This is a genomic window from Aridibaculum aurantiacum, assembly GCF_017355875.1.
Classification (GTDB): Bacteria; Bacteroidota; Bacteroidia; order Chitinophagales; family Chitinophagaceae; genus Segetibacter; species Segetibacter aurantiacus.
Genome location: NZ_JAFEWC010000001.1, coordinates 947,814 through 964,113 on the forward strand (window position 1 = coordinate 947,814; position 16,300 = coordinate 964,113).

Below are 16,300 nucleotides of genomic sequence, written 5' to 3' on the forward strand. Positions count from 1 at the left end.
TTTTTCTTTTTCTTTAAACCCAAATGATCAGTAAATACTAGAACTGGCTTCGGCCTGGTGTAAGATCTTTAATTGCATAACAGTAGAAATAGAATGCGCTCTTTGCTTGGCCAGTTCTGCTTTCTCTCCCTCAAATAACTCATCTACAGTTTGTACAAAGAGGCGCAGCCAAACTGCAAAATGTTCCTTCGTAAGCTTCCTGAAAAAATGCAACTGGCTATGTACCTGCATAGGGTTGCCAGTATAACCGCCGGTATAAAACAAAACATTCATCCAAAACTTATCCAGCAGTTGCAGGTGCTGATCCCATTTGTTTTCCAATGCATATTCAAATAGTGGCGCCAGCATTTCATCCTGCAGCACCTTGCCATAAAACTGGCGTACCAATAGCTTTACCTCTTCCTCTCCATTAATTGTTGTTTTCATACTAAAGGTCTTTTTTATTGAAACGATTTATTGCCAGCCATGTTGGCGAAATGATCCACAGCAGTATGACCACGCTTATGAATACATAGCCATACCAGCCCGTAAAGAAGTCGGCGAATACTGCACCTGTATAACCCATCATTGCAGACATATCCATTTGCAGCAGTACCAATATGCGGCTAAGATCAATTGGATTAAGCGCTGTAAGTGCAATGGATGCCTGCTCTAAAGGATAATCGCTGAACTGGTAAATAATGAACAGCAGCAATGCATCAAATATGATACTAAAGTAAAACCATAATAAAATAGAAACACCTATTCCTTTTGCTTTATCGCGGGTTATAACACTAGCCAATAATGCCAATGCAACAAAGATGGCCGTCAACAGTATAGCTGAAATAACCAGTACCAGGCCTGTGATACTCTGGTCGTAGATCAGCACAGGTAAGCCAATACCTACCAATACTGCCATGATCAACGATAAGGTTAATCCTGTATATAAACTACTGATAAGGCTTGTGCGCTTGACCGGTTGCGATACCAATAGCTCTATGAATTCTGCAGAATTATAAACATAGATGGTAGAAAAGATAATGCTAAGCAAAGGAACTATGAGCAATGAAACATTCATTAAGCTCAGTAAACCTTTTGCTGAATTGTCTTCGAGGCTGAACATGCCAAACGACAATAGCAAAAGGAAGATCGTATAGCCGATAACAATCTTGTTGCGCACTATATCGATGATAACATATTTGATTAGCTTCTTCATATCAATTGTTTTGCATTACAAAAGCAATAGCCTTTGAAAGTTGTTTTTGGCCTGTGTCTTCCTGTAGCTGGTCAAAAGATTTATGAAACTTCAGCCTGCCATCCTGCATGTAAATGATCTGCGTGATAATATCATCCAGGTCACTTAGGACATGCGATGTAATAAGTATAAGTTTTCCATTCTTCTTTTCCTTCCTGATCTTGCTTTTAAGTATCTCTGTAGATACAGGATCTAAGCCTGCTGTAGGCTCATCCAGTATCAGTACATCTGGCCTGAACATGAACGCAAGACAGGCGCCTACCTTTTGCCTGGTACCGCCCGATAAAGTACTCATTCTTTTATCCATCAGTTTAGGTAGGTCAAATTCCTCTACCAGTTCTTCATCCAAAGGCTGGTCAGATTTGCGCAGGTCTTTCATCATATCTATCACCTGGCTGATCTTCATGTTGTCAGGAAACCTGCCGATCTGCGGCATATAACCTATCCGGCTCCTGTACTGCCAGTCGTGCTTTATGTTGTGGTTGTTGAATGTGATGAAGCCACTATCTGGTACCACCATTCCAAGGAGACACTTGATAAAAGTAGTTTTACCTGAACCATTCGGTCCTATCAAGGCTATGCTCTCTCCCTTATTGCACGACACGTTGATTGAATCAAGTGCTGTAAGCTTTCCAAACTTCTTCGTAACATTTGTTGCTAGTATCATACAGACATTTGTTTTGAATTTTCATCATGGCACCAAAGCTGCTTTACTGCTACTTCAGTGGTTTCATCAGTGGTGTCTCATCTTTCAGATCAATTGGAGTAATAGCAGGCACCACGCGTTCTGCTTTATCCATCACCTTTACCATAAAACTGCGAAGCAGGATAGAAGCAGCAGGTATTTTTTCTACTACCATACTATACAGGCTTACCGGTTGATAAGGTATGTCGCCATAGTTGTCTTTGTTTCTATCGTAGCCTTCATATTTATCCCAGTAGTTAGTGCTAAAAGAATTTAATTGCACGCTGCCATTTGTGCCTACATCAAAAGTGTTGGCTATAAAGTTGTTTTTTGTAACAGTGTTATTTGCACAGCTCGATTGTACACGCAGCGCCCAACCATTGCTTTTAAAAAGGTTTTGAAAAATGTTGATCCTGTTGGTGCCCTCCATATACACGCCAACGGTGTTGTTGATAAATCTGTTGTACTTAATAACACCATCTGAAATTTCTTTCAAGAGAATACCATATGCTGCACTGCCCCAATTGTCTTCAAAATGATTGGCTATCATCATCACTTGTTTTGAGAACATAACAGCTACACCTGCTCCATTATTTTTAAAAGAATTATTCATGTAGATGTCGTTGTTGCTAAACATGAAGTGTAAGCCATACCGAATGTTTTCAAAGCTGTTGTTGCCTTGTATAACAGAGTTGGTAACAAACTCAAAGTAGATCCCATCGCGGTGACCGCTGAGCGTGTTGTTTCTAATTCTTATGTTGTCGCTCTTCCAGCAGTGTATAGCATTGCCTGATTGAATTTCATTTACAGGATTTCCCTTCACTATGTTCTCTTCAATTGTTGTCCAGCTGGCATTCTGCAGGTAAATGCCAAATGAATTGTTGTGCAGTTTGTTTTTGCGTATAGTAACATAGCTGCTATTGATCACCTTCACCGCTGCCCAATCATATGAACTAGAGTATCCGCTGTTGTTGATTTCAAAGCCTTCTATAATTACATTGTTTGCCTCTACCTGTAGTATCTCTCTTTTGTTTTCTCCATCCAGTACAGGCCAATTAATTCCTCTTAAGTGCAGTGGCTTGTTTACAAGAAAAGAATTGCCTTTATAGATGCCTGGATATACATGAATGATATCACCTGCACTAGCAGCAGCTATAGCCTGCTCAATAGCAGGATATTTTTTACCTTTTCCTACTTCAAGTGTAGCACCATCAGTTGCTGCAAATACAAACAAGAACAGTATGGTCAATAGCTGCTTCATGATTATCGCTTTTCTATTTCTTGCCACGATAGAATAGTACTGCTGTTTGATGCAGCAGCTTTTTCTGCATCTGCTTTATCAGTAAATGCAGCGGTATTGCCACCCATCGGACTGCGCAATTCTTCACCATGAACAAACAGTAATTCTTCTGCTTTCACCAGTTCTTTTTTGCCGCTAAAATCCTGGATGTATACTGTTCCTTTTGCCGTTGATTTATTTAAATAAGCCTGCAAGCAAAGCAGGTCATCAAACCTGAATACTTTTCCTTTTGTAGTTACCCACTCGCTGCCAAAGCGTTTATCCATGATGGTCATTTTGCAGTGTTCACATGCATCGCTTCCATATTTTATAGCCTGTGGTTGGGTTGAACAACTTTGTAACATCACAAGCAAAACAAACGCAGGTACAACTTGCATTTTAGCAGGCAGCCACTTAGGCTGAACCAGTAGAAAGAAGGCTGCTGCCAGCAATAAACCAGCACCTATAAATAACCATCCGCCAATGTCGGGAATTGAGTAAGCGCCAAAATTCAACAACTCTTTAAAACCTATGAGCGGTGGCTGGTAAGCCATGCCCGGAACTTGTATAGCAGCATTGGGATCAAGATTATGCCCGTAATTATATTCCCAACGGTAGAAGTCTGCCATGGAGACTATAGCTACTAACATAAACAATGCGATATACATGTAGTAGAACTTTTTGTTGTTGATTAAGGCTGCTACAAATGCAAGCAATACGAGTCCTGAAATAATGTATGGAAGCAAAGTGAATTCAATGAAGTTGGAGGTGTCCAGGTGCTGCATACCGATGTAGTGGTTTAATGTATTGATGATGTCTATATCTCCGGCAAGACCATTAGCATAAATAAGCATGGTTAAGCCTTCAGGATACTGTGGTGCATCCAGTTCTATACGCCATATAGGTAGAAATATAGCACCCGCCAGTATGATAGCAGCTGATGCTACTAGTATTCTTGCCCACCTGTTACTATTGTTCTTCATACACACAGTTTTTAAAAAAAGGATAAGGGGGTGCTTGCCCCCCCCTTATCATGGTTGTATTTATTTCTTAGCCTTACCTGTGCTGCCGCCTGCAGGTGCTTTAGAAGCTGTATTGCTACCGTTGTTGGTGCCCATGCTCCATGCTAATGGTACATTAGAATTTGCCGGGGAAACTCTTACATATCCCTGCATCTCCTGGTGTAGTGCGCTACAGAAGTCAGTACAGTAGATAGGGAAGATGCCCACACGATCTGGAACCCATTTAAGTGTCGATGTTTCACCAGGCATAATCAGAAGCTCTGCATTGGCTGCACCTTTTACAGCAAAGCCATGCGGTACATCCCAATCTTGCTCAAGGTTCGTAACATGGAAATACACTTCATCTCCAAGCCTGATACCTTCTATGTTATCGGGCGAAAAATGTGAGCGTATAGCAGTAGCGTATACATGCACTTTGTTTCCTTCACGTACTACCTTGGTTTCACCTTCACCTTTCGCTACACGTGGATGCTCGTTCTCTTCTATCTTATATATTTTAGTAGAGTTCTTAGACACTTTTTCTGCGGCAATAGCTTGTGCGTAATGCGGTTCACCAATGGTCGGAAAGTCTAAGATCAATTGCATTTTCTCGCCACTGATGTCGAATATCTGCGCACTCTGCGAAAGCTCTGGTCCTGTAGGCAGGTAACGATCTTTGGTGATCTTGTTATACGCTACCAGGTATTTGGCATTTGGTTTTCTTGAGTCGCCACCAGGTATCATCAGGTGACCAATAGAATAGTAAGTAGGAACGCGATCTAGAACTTTCAGATCTTTGATGTTCCATTTCACTACTTCTGAAGAAACAAAGAAAGAAGTGTAAGCATTTCCTTTACCATCGAATTGTGTGTGTAAAGGTCCAAGACCCGGCTTAGGTACCTCGCCATACAAAGCAGCTTCGTACTTGATGATTGGAATACCATCGTATTCTCCATCATATTGTTTGCCTTCTATAGCTTTTATCATTTTCTGATAAGAGAAAACAGGAATAAGAGCCGCCAGTTTACCACTGCCTACCATGTATTCTCCTGTAGGATCCACATCAATGCCGTGAGGAGATTTAGGACAAGGGATCATGTAGCAGATATCTTTCAGAACTGTAGGATCCAGTGAGAGCACCTCTGTACGTATTTCAGATTTGGTAGAGTGTGTTTTCTCATCATAGATATTATGCGCATACTTCACCTGCTTCTTTACACCCTTACCTGCTTTTATATATTCTTCTGCTTTCTTCCAGTTCACTGCCATCACGAAGTCTTTATCCCGTTGTGATGCATTAACCTCCAGCAATGTGTTTGCTTTTTCGGAATTATAGCAGCTGAAGAAAAACCATCCATGGCTAGGACCTTTACCTGCAGAAGCAAGATCGAAGTTTACACCTGGTGTTTGTAGTTGGAAAGCAATGTCCATATTGCCGCTGTTCTTATCAATGCCAATAAAGCTGATGGTGCCTTTAAAGTTTTCTTTGTAAGTGTTAATTGGAACATCAGGATTATCTGTAGGCACACTAAAACGAGTACCTGCTACTACATATTCGGTATTCTCTGTCAGGTAAGGAGAAGAGTGATTGCCTGCACTATTCGGCAGTTCAATGATCTCTGCTGTGCGGAAAGTTTTAAGATCAATACGTGCTACACGTGGTGTGTTGTTACCATTTGCAAACACCCATCTTCCATCTGTTTCGCCATTTGTTTGTGATATCTGGGTATGATGGAGATCGTCCCATGGTGTGAAGCCATGCGAAGTGGTAAGCATGCCTTTTGTTTCTTCGCTGTAGCCATAGCCTTTTTCAGGGTCTACAGAGAATACAGGAATAACTCTTAACAATCTTCCGCTAGGAAGACCGTATACAGACATCTGGCCGCTAAAGCCACCAGAAACGAAGTTGTAAAATTCATCGTGTTTACCGGGGGCTACATAAGCTTTTTGAGCAGCGTCGCCGCCTACTGCGCTTGCATTAGATTTTGGTTTACAAGAACCAAAAGGTAAGGCTGTTGCCAGGGCTACGGAAGCCAATGCAATCGTTGTTCTAAATTTCATATTTGTTATTTGAGGTGAGGGTATTATTTAACGCCATCTACTTTGCGCATGTACTCGTACACCTGCCTTGCTTCTTCATCAGTTAGGTTTTGGTTGGGCATGCGCACCAGGCATATTTCAAGTGATTTAATAGCTTCAGGATCTTTTTCCAACATCTCTTCGGTGTTGGTTATAAAGTTCATGATCCATTCAGGTGTTCTTCTTTTTGTTACATCTTTCCAGCCTGGCCCTACAAGCTTTTCGTCGCTTAGCTTATGGCACGACAGGCATTTTGTTTTAGATACCGCTTCACCTTTATCGGCCATGGAGTGATCAAGTGCTGCAGGCACTTCTACATTTTGAAATTTGCCAATGCCTTTAGGATTGGCTGCGGCTACAGTGCTGGCTGCAGTTGGCTCGCCTTTTGGTTCAGTGCCGGGTATGGGTTTGTGTTCGCCGCCGCCACAAGCATATATGGCTATGGCTGCAATTGCTACAAAAGTTGAAGTGATTAACTTTTTCATTGCTTGTACTTTTTATTGTTAGTGTTGACTTGTAAGTGCAAGAGTAATTTCAACTTCAGCCGCGCTTTATGACTCAAATCATTTTCAAGCAAAAAGCTGATAACAATCATCTAAAATCTTTTTTAGATCAGTGACTTTTGATGTATGCCAAATGAAACACCTGTCATGCAGTTTGAAGAAGTGATCAATTCTGACCTTTTATTAGCGTGGGGTGGTAATCTTAAGCATTATGAAAAGGATGCACTTATTTTTTTAGAGGACCAGCATCCACGTTTTTACCACCAGGTAGTGGAGGGCAAAATAAAGATGTATAGTACTACCGAAGAAGGAAAAGAATTCATTCAAGGTTTTTTTTCTCCCGGTCAAAGTTTTGGCGAGCCGCCTTTATTTACACCTGGTGTATATCCTGCTTCAGCCATTGCAGTAGAGCCATCTATTGTCATACGGTTGCATGTTGATAGCTTCAAACAATTATTGAAAGATAATTTTGATATACATTATAAAGTGACCTGCATGATGGCGCAGCGCATTTTGAATAAAGCAAATAATTTAAAAGAAATATCCTGTAATAATCCTGCGCATCGCATTCTTTCTATTCTAAAAACTTATAAAAAGGATCGTGCTGATGCAGCTACCAACCAAAGAATTAGAATTGATTTTACACGACAGGAAATAGCAGATATGAGCGGCCTGCGCGTGGAAACAGTTATCAGAACGATGCGGCACCTTCACGATGATAATATTCTCGTTATCGAAAAAGGGAAAGTTTATTACTAGATGATTCAAATCATAAAAGCTATTCTTTGAATGGTTTCATTTTGCTTATCAATACGGCAGAATGAATAAGTGGTATAAGGTAGCGTTGTTTAATTTGGTAGTACTTGCTTTTTTAGGCTTTGTACTTCGATATAAAATTAATTTTCCACTAGATTTTATTGAGCAAAAAAAACTATTGCATGCTCATTCACATTTTGCTTTCGGTGGTTGGATCAGCTTTTTGTTGCAGCTATTGATCATCAGTAGTTTTAGTAAAAGATCAGCTCCTTCATCTGCAGGTTGGAATAAGTTCTTTCTGGTTTCTACTGGGGTTAATTATGCAATGATATTCAGCTTTGCGTTGCAAGGGTATTCACCTTTATCTATCGTATTATCAACTGTCAGCCTGCTGCTTTCTTACTATTTTATTTACAAAATATACGGTGAAGTAAAAGATAATATCATGGATGTTAGCTCCAGGTTTATTATGACTGCATTGTTCTTTTTGGCATTGTCATCTCTTGGTCCTTATGCGCTGGCTTATATGATAGCTACTAAGAATTTAGATCCCTATCATTATCATAATGCTTTGTATTTCTTCCTGCACTTCCAATATAATGGCTGGTTCACATTTGCAGTATTAGGTTTTCTTTTTAAAAAAGTAGAAAATATTAAAGGTTATAAATTATCCTTTGGAAAAGGGTTTTTTTATACAATGGTTTTTTCTATTGTTCCGGCTTATTTTCTTACCACGCTATGGCATAAGATGCCGCAATGGGTGGTAGTAAATAATGTAGTAGCAGCTGTATTTCAGCTTATTGCAATTGGGTTGTTTGTTTTATTGATAAAGAAAAGTTTAAAAAATATATTCAGGGGATTGCCTGCATTGTCCAGAATGTTGTATTGGCTTTCTATCACAGCATTTTTATTAAAAGCTATACTGCAGTGTGTGAGTGCGCATCCGCAGGTAGGTCATATAGCATTTACTTATCGGCCTATTATAGTTGGCTACCTGCATCTTGTTTTCCTTGTTTTTGTATCGTTTTACCTTCTAGGTATGTTGGCAGAGGCAGCCATTATACCTGTAAATAAAGTAATGGCACGGGGTGGTTTGTTGCTGTTCACTCTTACGGTTTTGGTAAATGAAGTGCTGCTCGGAGTGCAGGGAGTAGGTTCTCTTATGGGAAATTATTTTCCGTCATCCAATACTGCGCTTTTCATCAATACAATCTTTATCACCATCGCTGCTACGTTCATTTTTTTATCAGCTACATCAAAATCTCGTTTACAACAATTTTAAATAAATCAATATGCAAACAACAACAATAGAAACAGCACCTGTTTCTACAGAAGAATTAAATAAATCACATGGAGCCAGGTTGCTAAATGTGACACTTCTTGAGCCAAGGCTAAAACATTCTACTATTTTCAACTGGTTTGATGAACTGCAGCCGGGTGAGGCATTCTGTATTCTAAATGATCATGATCCTAAGCCGCTATACTACCAGATGATTGCTGAGCGTGGTAATGTATTTGGTTGGCAGTACCTGCAGAAAGGGCCTGTATGGTGGGAAGTTCAAATAAAAAAGAATGATGCAGACCAAGGCCCAACAGTAGGTGCTATTGCTGCATCTGATATGCGTAAAGCAGAAGTATTTAAAAAGTATGGAATTGATTTTTGCTGTGGTGGCAAAAAGTCGCTGAAGCAGGCATGTGCCGAAAAAAACCTGGATACCGAAATAGTAGAACGTGAACTACAAGTAGTTGCTTCGCAGCAGAACCAACCAGTTTTCGACTTCAGCCGTTGGGATGCTGATTTCCTGGTTGATTACATCTACAACCAGCACCACACTTACTATTACAAGGAAGGTCCGGTTATTTCTGACCTGTTACATAAAGTGGCTACACGACATGGCAATCACCATCCTGAGCTGCTTTTGCTTGCCGAGTTGTATCAAACACTAGAGCATGAACTAGCCGCTCATTTCACCAAAGAAGAACGAGTGCTGTTTCCAATGATAAAGCATATGGTACATGTGCGCAATACTGGTGGCGAGTTGCCGGTTGAACTTCAACAGGTAGAAACGCCTGTGCAAATGATGGAAGCTGATCATGAAGGAGCAGGAGAGATACTGAAGCAGATGAGGCAGATAACGAATGATTTTACACCGCCAGCTAATGCTTGCAGCAGCTTTGGATTATTGTACTTTAAATTGGGTGCTTTGGAAGCTGATCTGCACCAGCATATTCACCTTGAGAATAATATTCTTTTTCCTAAAGCTGTAGAATTGGAAAAGCAGCTGCTAAATAAACAATAATGCAAAAGCCTATAAAGCGATCTAAGCAATTGGTACACCTGTCACGAGACCATCATGATGGTTTGCTGGTGGTATGGAAAGTAAGACAAGGTATAAACAAGCAGGTTGCACCACAGGTGCTTGCTCAATTTCTTCAGCATGAATTTGCTGAACACCTGGCGCCTCATTTTTTGGATGAAGAAAGCCTGCTGTTTGCCAATGCACCTGCTGATGATGCTTTAACGGCTGAAGCTGTGCAACAACATTTTAGTCTTCGGCAGTTGGTAAACAAGCTGCTACAGGAACCTTCACTGGAAAATATAGAAGGTTTCATCAACTTGCTGGAACAGCACATAAGGTTTGAAGAGCGGCAACTGTTTGCACATTATGAAAGTATTTTTCCTGCAGAGCAGCTGAAGGAGATAGAAGCGCAATTGGACGCTTCTCATGCAGTGAAAAAACCTTGTACATGGAACAATCAATTTTGGCTGCGCGAAAAGAAGTAGTATGAAGATGAACCCGCTCTTTATATTGCCTTTCATACTTGCTTCATTGATTGTTGCACTTCTTAGCGGGCTTGTGCGCATAGGCTGGAGCTTACCTGTTTCTCATACTGCCGGTCATCATGGTGCCATCATGATCGGCAGTTTTTTATCGTCGCTCATTATGCTGGAGCGTGCTGTTACTTTTAAGAATAAATGGATACTGCTGTTGCCACTGTTGAATGCTATCAGCATTATCTTTTTCCTGCGAGGAGACATTGCCATTGCATTGTATCTTTTAATTGCTGGCAGTGCAGGTTTTGCTGCTATGTGCCTGTACTTTATCTATACATACAAAGACGCGTATTACTATTTGTTTTTCATTGGTGCGTCCTGCCTATTGATTGGGAATGTAATGCTGCTACAATCAAACTTTTACCCACAGGCTGCACCGTGGTGGATGGGATTCCTTCTATTTACAATAGTTGCTGAACGGTTAGAATTAACACGCTTCCTGCAGTTGCCCCGCGGTAGCCACCTAATGCTTTATGCAGCACTGGCTATTGTAATTGCAGGGCTTGTTATTCCTTTTCACATGCATGGCGATTGGATCTTTGCTTCAGGACTGGTGCTTACTGCTTGTTGGCTGCTTCGGTACGATATGGCTTTCAAATCGATGAAGAAGGCGGGTCAGCACCGCTACTCGGCACTGTTGCTCATCACGGGCTATGCATGGTTGTTATTTGCTGCTATGTTCTTGTTTGCTGGATCTGAAAATCCTTTTTTATACGATGCGACCTTGCATGCGTTTTTCATTGGTTTTGTCTTCTCAATGATTTTTTCTCATTCTCCCATCATTTTACCTGCAGTGCTGCGATTGCCGGTAAAGCCCTACAGGCCGTTTTTGTACGTATGGTTTGTTTTGCTGCAGGTGTCGCTGGTGCTACGTATGGTGGCTGATGCAGCGGTAATGGTGGAGCTGCGTCGTATTGCAGGCATGATTAACGGCTTGGTGATCCTCTTCTTTTTTATATCGATGATGGTGATACTGAAAATAGAGCTGGCAAAACGTAAACATTAGCTAAATGCCAGTGCTTCCCTTGCTTCCGCACTCATCATGCTGTTATTCCATTTGGGTTGGTAAACTACATGAACGTGTACATCTTTTACGCCGGGCACTTCGCGTACTGCTGTTTCTACTTCCTGTGGTAAATATGCAGCGGCCGGGCAGGTGGCAGTGGTAAGCGTCATAATGATGAATACTTCAGCATTTGGCCGTACTTCTACTTCGTAAATCAGTCCCAGGTTGTAAATGTCTACAGGTATCTCAGGATCGTAAATTGTTTTAATCTTTTCTATTATTTCAGCTTTCATATTCAACAGGTAAGGGAATGGTTAACCGAGGATACGAAATACGGTCTTGTAGCTTCTTCTGCAGCTGACAGATTTCATTTTTTTTGCTGACAATCGTCCTGTTTTTGCCCCCGCTCTAAAGCTACTTTTGACTTTTTAGAAGAATACGATAACTGAACATTTATTAATTAATAATATGGAGCTGAACATAAATAATGATACAGTGGTTAAGAACCTCCAGGCACAGTTCAACAACCTGTATCCATATTTGAAGATAGAGTTCCTTGCTGCCCCTAAACGGCAGAATGGGTACTCACGGGCGGAGAAGGTACCGGCATCCGCTACCTTCAGGGCTCTGTATACATTGGATAAAGAGGTTGCCATTGATGTAAATCGTAACCGGACTGTGGCGGAGGTTGAACATGATTTTAAGGAAAATACCGGGTTGTCTATCCAGCTTTACCGCAAGTCGGGTAATGTGTGGATTGAGACTTCACTGACAGATGATTGGACGCTGGGCCGGCAAAACGACGCCGGCGAGGTGTTGAGTTTTTATCATCTTCAAAAAAGTACCGGGTAAATAAAAAAGGCGGCCACAAGGACCGCTTTTTTTATGTAATGTTCTCTACAGCATATTTCGCAGCTTCTTCTCATTCAGTACCTGGATCTTTCCAGTTTGAATATCTATCAGCTTCTCATCTTTAAAATCGCCCAATGTCCTGATCAATGACTCTGTTGCTATGCCTATAGCCTGTGCCATATTCTCACGCGACATCTTCAAGATCGGGTTGTCATTTTCATTCTCTTTATACTTCTCGTGCAGCTGTATAAGCCCGTAAGCTACTTTCTGCCTTACAGAATTATAAGCAAGGTTTAGCAGGTCTTCTTCTTTATCAAGAATGTTATGCGTAATGATCTTGATGAACTGGCGTGCAATGGTCATATCGTTTGTTACCAGTTGTACAAAATCATCTTTAGGAATCACCATTACCTGTGTGTCTTCCAGCACCTGCGCATCTTCTTTATAGTTGGTCTCTTCTAAAATAGGAATGTAACCAAAGAAGTCGCCTTCGCCTACAATGCCGGTTATGAGTTCTTTGCCATCGTTGTTGGTCCGCGAAATTTTTACTTTACCGGAAACAACATAGTACAAAGCTTTAGGGCGTTCGCCTTCTTTATATATGTAGAACTTCTTTTTAAAACTGCGAATGTCTCTCTCCTCTGATGTCAGCTGTACCTTACCTGTTTCTTTTGCACTATTAAGAAAATCGGTAAAGCCTTCCAGCCCATCTTTGAAATGCTGCTGCAGCATCTCGCTTTTCTTTAGCCGTACCTCTATTGCATTCAGCAGTTCTATTCCATCAAAAGGTTTGGTGATGTAATCGTCTGCACCCATTTCCATCCCTTTCCTGAAATCAGATTTTTCTGACTTGGCAGTAAGGAAAATAAATGGAATGGAAGATGTTTCCTTGTGTTTGCTCAATAGGTGGAAGACACCATAGCCATCCAGTACAGGCATCATGATGTCGCAGATGATCAGGTCTGGCTTTTCCTGCAGCGCTTTTTCTACTCCTATTTTTCCATTCTCGGCAGTTACTACTTCGTAATTACTTAACTCCAGTATCTCCGCCGTATTCTCCCTTACTTCATCGTTGTCTTCAATTATCAGTACTTTTTTCATTTGGTGGTTGTATGGTTGTGTTATTAGGAATATGTACTATGAACGTAGTGCCTTCATTCAATTTGCTCTGCAGTTCTATCCTTCCCTGCATTAGTTCCAGGTATTTAGATACAATGTGCAATCCAAGGCCGGTACCCTGGATATTGCTGGCATTTTTAGCCCTAAAAAATCTTTCAAATAAATGCTCCTGGTCTTCTTCTGAAATGCCAATGCCTTTATCTGAAACTTTAATAATGAGTTCCTCGTCGTTCAGTTCAAAACTAACATCTACTACTGCGTCGTCAGGTGAAAATTTTATTGCATTAGAAATAAGGTTCAGCAATATGTTTCGCAGGAAATTTTTGTCGATATAAACATCTTTCTCCCCGTTATGATGCAGTGCTATCTTCTGCCCAACTTTTAGCAGTGCCTGCATCTCCTGTATTACATTTTGTATTTCATCTAAGAATGCATCGTAAGGCATTAATTCCAGGTGGGTTTGTATAAGCCCTTCCTCCAGTTTGCCAAGCGAAAGAAAATCTTCTAAGATGCTCTTCATCCCTGCTACAGCATTTTTTATACGCTGAATATGCTTCTCAGCTTTTTTATTTCCGTCGGCCTCTATGTACTTCTGCAGCAGGTATGCCGATGATAAGATGGTACTAAGGGGTGTGCGAAATTCATGCGAAGCCATGGTTACGAACCTCGATTTCAATTCACTCAATTCCTTTTCATTTTCCAGCGCCTCGCTCAGCTCATCTTTCGATTTTTCCAGCTCTGCCAGTATCTCCCGCAGCATCTTAGTTCTGTCTTCTACCTTTTCTTCCAGCTGGCTGTTCAGCTTTATTATTTTATCTGCTGTTTGTTCCAGTTCAGCTTTCTGATCCATTACCACGGATTCGTGTTCCTTTCTTACGGTAATGTCAACAATGAAAGCTATGGTGTAATTGTCGCCGTCAATAGAGTAGTGGCTAAGGCTGACTTCTACAGGAAATTCCTTTCCATCTTTGTTTAGTCCATGCAGGTCGCGGCCTGCACCCATAGCGCGTGGCTCCGGGTGCGCATTAAAGGAATCGCGGTAGTGAACATGCTTGTGGTGGTACTTTCTAGGAATAAGCACTTCTACCAGTTGCCCTGTTAGCTCTTCTTTAGTATAACCAAACTGCTGCTCGGCATACCTGTTGAAGTTAATGATCCTGCCATCGGTGCCGGTAATGATTATGCCAATTGTGGCGTGGTTAAATAAGGCTTCAAATTGCTGAACCATCTTCAGGTTCTCCGGCTCAAAATTGTTCTCTTTTCTAAACGGCATTTTTTCTCCCTATAGTTTTGCGTGCTTATTATGTAAAAATAGTAGGAAATAAAGCTGGTAAAGGAAACAGTTGTCATGTTTTTTACAAGTGAAAAAGTCATTACCGTGCCGGCAGAAGCAAAGGGTAGTAGCAAAAGAGTTTACAGCAGAAAAGATACCTTCAGCAAAATTTTCAAGAATGACATCGATGGCTGACTATAATATATATAAGGAGAAGATGCAGAAAATTGCAGATGTGCGCTATGCTACCGCAGTTTTGCAGTGGGACCAGGAAACGTATCTTCCTGCACAAGGTGCCACACACCGTTCGCGGCAGGTGGCCACACTGTCGGAGCTGGCACATACAATGTTCACTGATGCTGAATTAGGCAACCTCCTCAACCAATTGAAAACAGCTGACCTGCAGCCGGACGAGCGGCGTAATGTAGACCTGTCGCAGGAGGATTATGAAAAGCAAACAAAGTTCACACCTGCATTTGTAAGAAAGATGAGTGAAGCTGTGTCGGCAGCCTTTCATGCATGGGTAGAGGCAAGAAAGCAGAATGATTTTTCTGTTTTTGAACCAGCACTTACAGAACTGGTGGCACTAAAGCGGCAGGAAGCAGAACTGCTGGGTTATAAAGAACATCCGTATGATGCATTGCTCAATGAATTTGAGAAAGGTATGACCGTGCAACAACTGGATGCAATTTTCAATGGTGTAAAAGAGCCTTTGCGCCAGTTGCTACAGCAGGTGCAGCAACAGCCTGAACCCGCAGATGATTTTCTGCACCAGCATTTTCCAAAGCAACAGCAGTGGGAGTGGGGCATGTACCTGGCTAAACAACTAGGTTTCGATTTTGAAGCCGGACGACAAGATATTTCTGAGCATCCGTTCACCATCAACTTTGGCAGCCGCGATGTCCGCATTACAACGCGCATTGATGAAAAGGACTTCACCAATATGACATGGAGTACCATTCACGAGGTGGGACACGCGCTGTACGAGCAAGGACTGCCGGAGGAGATGTATGGGCTGCCGCTGGGTGAATATGCATCACTTGGTATTCATGAGTCGCAGTCAAGGCTATGGGAGAACTGTGTTGGCAGGAGCAAGACCTTTTGGAAATATTATCTTCCTGTACTGAAACAATATTTCCCGGAGCAGTTACAGGAGGTGGAGCTGGATGCTTTTGTGAGGGCCATCAACAAAATCAAACCTTCTTTCATACGAACCGAAGCGGACGAACTGACGTATCATTTCCACGTGATTGTAAGGTATGAGCTGGAAAAGCGGCTGATAGAGGGTTCGCTGCAGGTAAAAGATATTCCGTCTTATTGGAATGAGCAGTACCAGCAACTGCTGGGTGTTACTGTTCCTGGTGATAAGCAAGGTTGCCTGCAGGATGTACATTGGGGCCATGGCAGCTTTGGCTATTTTCCGACCTATAGCCTTGGCAGTTTTTATGCTGCGCAGCTATGGAAGCAGGCGCTGAAAGAACTGGATGGCCTGGAAGATGAGATAAGCAATACCGGTAATTGCCAGCGGCTTTTGGAGTGGCTGAGGCAGAAGGTACACCTTCATGGCAGGCGCTACACCAGTGGCGAACTCTGTGAGTTGGTTACTGATGAAAAGCTGAACAGCCAGATATTTCTGAATTACTTGCAGGAAAAAATTAATAGTTTGCAACCTTAACC

Annotated in this window: 17 protein-coding genes; 7 read left to right on the forward strand and 10 right to left on the reverse strand. The window is 41.7% G+C overall.

Features of this window, described 5'->3' with window-relative positions; translation table 11 throughout:
- Window positions 1–27: 27 nt before the first annotated feature.
- From J4N22_RS03915 to J4N22_RS03945, 7 genes are read right to left on the reverse strand one after another with little or no spacing between them, the layout of a single operon-like run.
- Window positions 28–426 (reverse strand): group III truncated hemoglobin, encoded by a 399-nt coding sequence (locus tag J4N22_RS03915; protein WP_207492393.1) that lies wholly within the window; start codon window positions 424–426, stop codon window positions 28–30.
- Between the two features lies 1 nt (window position 427).
- Window positions 428–1,195, reverse strand: coding sequence for an ABC transporter permease (locus tag J4N22_RS03920; RefSeq protein ID WP_207492394.1), 768 nt, complete (start codon window positions 1,193–1,195; stop codon window positions 428–430).
- Window position 1,196: 1 nt separating this feature from the next.
- The gene (locus J4N22_RS03925; protein ID WP_207492395.1) at window positions 1,197–1,901 is read right to left on the reverse strand and encodes an ABC transporter ATP-binding protein; all 705 of its coding nucleotides are present in this window, start codon (window positions 1,899–1,901) and stop codon (window positions 1,197–1,199) included.
- A 49-nt stretch (window positions 1,902–1,950) separates the two neighbouring features.
- The gene (locus tag J4N22_RS03930) at window positions 1,951–3,180 is read right to left on the reverse strand and encodes a nitrous oxide reductase family maturation protein NosD (protein ID WP_207492396.1); all 1,230 of its coding nucleotides are present in this window, start codon (window positions 3,178–3,180) and stop codon (window positions 1,951–1,953) included.
- Between the two features lie 2 nt (window positions 3,181–3,182).
- On the reverse strand, window positions 3,183–4,181 hold the full coding sequence (locus J4N22_RS03935) for a nitrous oxide reductase accessory protein NosL (protein ID WP_207492397.1): 999 nt from the start codon (window positions 4,179–4,181) through the stop codon (window positions 3,183–3,185).
- 60 nt (window positions 4,182–4,241) lie between these two features.
- A complete protein-coding gene (gene nosZ / locus J4N22_RS03940) occupies window positions 4,242–6,260 on the reverse strand; it encodes a Sec-dependent nitrous-oxide reductase (protein WP_207492398.1) in 2,019 nt (672 codons plus the stop codon).
- Window positions 6,261–6,283: 23 nt separating this feature from the next.
- Complete coding sequence (locus J4N22_RS03945) at window positions 6,284–6,763, reverse strand: c-type cytochrome (RefSeq protein ID WP_207492399.1); 480 nt, start codon at window positions 6,761–6,763, stop codon at window positions 6,284–6,286.
- Window positions 6,764–6,928: 165 nt separating this feature from the next.
- Between J4N22_RS03945 and J4N22_RS03950 the strand changes: the two genes are divergently transcribed.
- The 5 genes from J4N22_RS03950 (at window position 6,929) to J4N22_RS03970 (ending at window position 11,379) form a co-directional block, all read left to right on the forward strand.
- Window positions 6,929–7,540, forward strand: coding sequence for a Crp/Fnr family transcriptional regulator (locus J4N22_RS03950; RefSeq protein ID WP_207492400.1), 612 nt, complete (start codon window positions 6,929–6,931; stop codon window positions 7,538–7,540).
- A 61-nt stretch (window positions 7,541–7,601) separates the two neighbouring features.
- Window positions 7,602–8,819, forward strand: coding sequence for a hypothetical protein (locus tag J4N22_RS03955; protein WP_207492401.1), 1,218 nt, complete (start codon window positions 7,602–7,604; stop codon window positions 8,817–8,819).
- A 10-nt stretch (window positions 8,820–8,829) separates the two neighbouring features.
- A complete protein-coding gene (gene ric / locus J4N22_RS03960) occupies window positions 8,830–9,837 on the forward strand; it encodes an iron-sulfur cluster repair di-iron protein (RefSeq protein WP_207492402.1) in 1,008 nt (335 codons plus the stop codon).
- Window positions 9,837–10,322, forward strand: coding sequence for a hemerythrin domain-containing protein (locus J4N22_RS03965; protein WP_207492403.1), 486 nt, complete (start codon window positions 9,837–9,839; stop codon window positions 10,320–10,322). The genes ric and J4N22_RS03965 overlap by 1 nt, the downstream gene beginning before the upstream one ends.
- 1 nt (window position 10,323) lies before the next feature.
- Window positions 10,324–11,379 carry a hypothetical protein gene (locus J4N22_RS03970; RefSeq protein ID WP_207492404.1) on the forward strand — a complete coding sequence of 352 codons (1,056 nt, stop codon included), beginning with the start codon at window positions 10,324–10,326 and terminating at the stop codon, window positions 11,377–11,379.
- On the opposite strand, the gene J4N22_RS03975 is transcribed toward J4N22_RS03970, so the two are convergent.
- A complete protein-coding gene (locus J4N22_RS03975) occupies window positions 11,376–11,672 on the reverse strand; it encodes a metal-sulfur cluster assembly factor (protein ID WP_207492405.1) in 297 nt (98 codons plus the stop codon). The two genes, J4N22_RS03970 and J4N22_RS03975, sit on opposite strands and share 4 nt — an antisense overlap.
- 175 nt (window positions 11,673–11,847) lie before the next feature.
- Here J4N22_RS03975 and J4N22_RS03980 point away from each other — a divergent pair, with 175 nt between their 5' ends.
- Entirely contained in the window at window positions 11,848–12,231 is a 384-nt protein-coding gene (locus J4N22_RS03980; protein ID WP_207492406.1) for a hypothetical protein, read from the forward strand.
- A 45-nt stretch (window positions 12,232–12,276) separates the two neighbouring features.
- Here J4N22_RS03980 and J4N22_RS03985 read toward each other — a convergent pair whose 3' ends face one another.
- Entirely contained in the window at window positions 12,277–13,332 is a 1,056-nt protein-coding gene (locus tag J4N22_RS03985) for a response regulator (RefSeq protein ID WP_207492407.1), read from the reverse strand.
- Window positions 13,310–14,623 carry a PAS domain-containing sensor histidine kinase gene (locus tag J4N22_RS03990; protein ID WP_207492408.1) on the reverse strand — a complete coding sequence of 438 codons (1,314 nt, stop codon included), beginning with the start codon at window positions 14,621–14,623 and terminating at the stop codon, window positions 13,310–13,312. The genes J4N22_RS03985 and J4N22_RS03990 overlap by 23 nt, the downstream gene beginning before the upstream one ends.
- 178 nt (window positions 14,624–14,801) lie before the next feature.
- On the opposite strand from J4N22_RS03990, the gene J4N22_RS03995 reads away from it, so the two are divergent.
- Window positions 14,802–16,298 (forward strand): carboxypeptidase M32, encoded by a 1,497-nt coding sequence (locus J4N22_RS03995; protein WP_207492409.1) that lies wholly within the window; start codon window positions 14,802–14,804, stop codon window positions 16,296–16,298.
- The last annotated feature ends 2 nt before the right edge of the window (window positions 16,299–16,300 follow it).

Coding starts and splice junctions, on each gene's coding strand:
- J4N22_RS03970 (WP_207492404.1), top strand. CDS start 10,324: ATGAAGATGAACCCGCTCTTTATATTGCCTTTCATACTTGCTTCATTG.
- J4N22_RS03985 (WP_207492407.1), bottom strand. CDS start 13,332: ATGAAAAAAGTACTGATAATTGAAGACAACGATGAAGTAAGGGAGAAT.
- J4N22_RS03980 (WP_207492406.1), top strand. CDS start 11,848: ATGGAGCTGAACATAAATAATGATACAGTGGTTAAGAACCTCCAGGCA.
- J4N22_RS03915 (WP_207492393.1), bottom strand. CDS start 426: ATGAAAACAACAATTAATGGAGAGGAAGAGGTAAAGCTATTGGTACGC.
- J4N22_RS03930 (WP_207492396.1), bottom strand. CDS start 3,180: ATGAAGCAGCTATTGACCATACTGTTCTTGTTTGTATTTGCAGCAACT.
- J4N22_RS03955 (WP_207492401.1), top strand. CDS start 7,602: ATGAATAAGTGGTATAAGGTAGCGTTGTTTAATTTGGTAGTACTTGCT.
- J4N22_RS03975 (WP_207492405.1), bottom strand. CDS start 11,672: ATGAAAGCTGAAATAATAGAAAAGATTAAAACAATTTACGATCCTGAG.
- J4N22_RS03920 (WP_207492394.1), bottom strand. CDS start 1,195: ATGAAGAAGCTAATCAAATATGTTATCATCGATATAGTGCGCAACAAG.
- J4N22_RS03945 (WP_207492399.1), bottom strand. CDS start 6,763: ATGAAAAAGTTAATCACTTCAACTTTTGTAGCAATTGCAGCCATAGCC.
- J4N22_RS03990 (WP_207492408.1), bottom strand. CDS start 14,623: ATGCCGTTTAGAAAAGAGAACAATTTTGAGCCGGAGAACCTGAAGATG.
- J4N22_RS03995 (WP_207492409.1), top strand. CDS start 14,802: ATGACATCGATGGCTGACTATAATATATATAAGGAGAAGATGCAGAAA.
- ric (WP_207492402.1), top strand. CDS start 8,830: ATGCAAACAACAACAATAGAAACAGCACCTGTTTCTACAGAAGAATTA.
- J4N22_RS03950 (WP_207492400.1), top strand. CDS start 6,929: ATGCAGTTTGAAGAAGTGATCAATTCTGACCTTTTATTAGCGTGGGGT.
- J4N22_RS03965 (WP_207492403.1), top strand. CDS start 9,837: ATGCAAAAGCCTATAAAGCGATCTAAGCAATTGGTACACCTGTCACGA.
- J4N22_RS03925 (WP_207492395.1), bottom strand. CDS start 1,901: ATGATACTAGCAACAAATGTTACGAAGAAGTTTGGAAAGCTTACAGCA.
- nosZ (WP_207492398.1), bottom strand. CDS start 6,260: ATGAAATTTAGAACAACGATTGCATTGGCTTCCGTAGCCCTGGCAACA.
- J4N22_RS03935 (WP_207492397.1), bottom strand. CDS start 4,181: ATGAAGAACAATAGTAACAGGTGGGCAAGAATACTAGTAGCATCAGCT.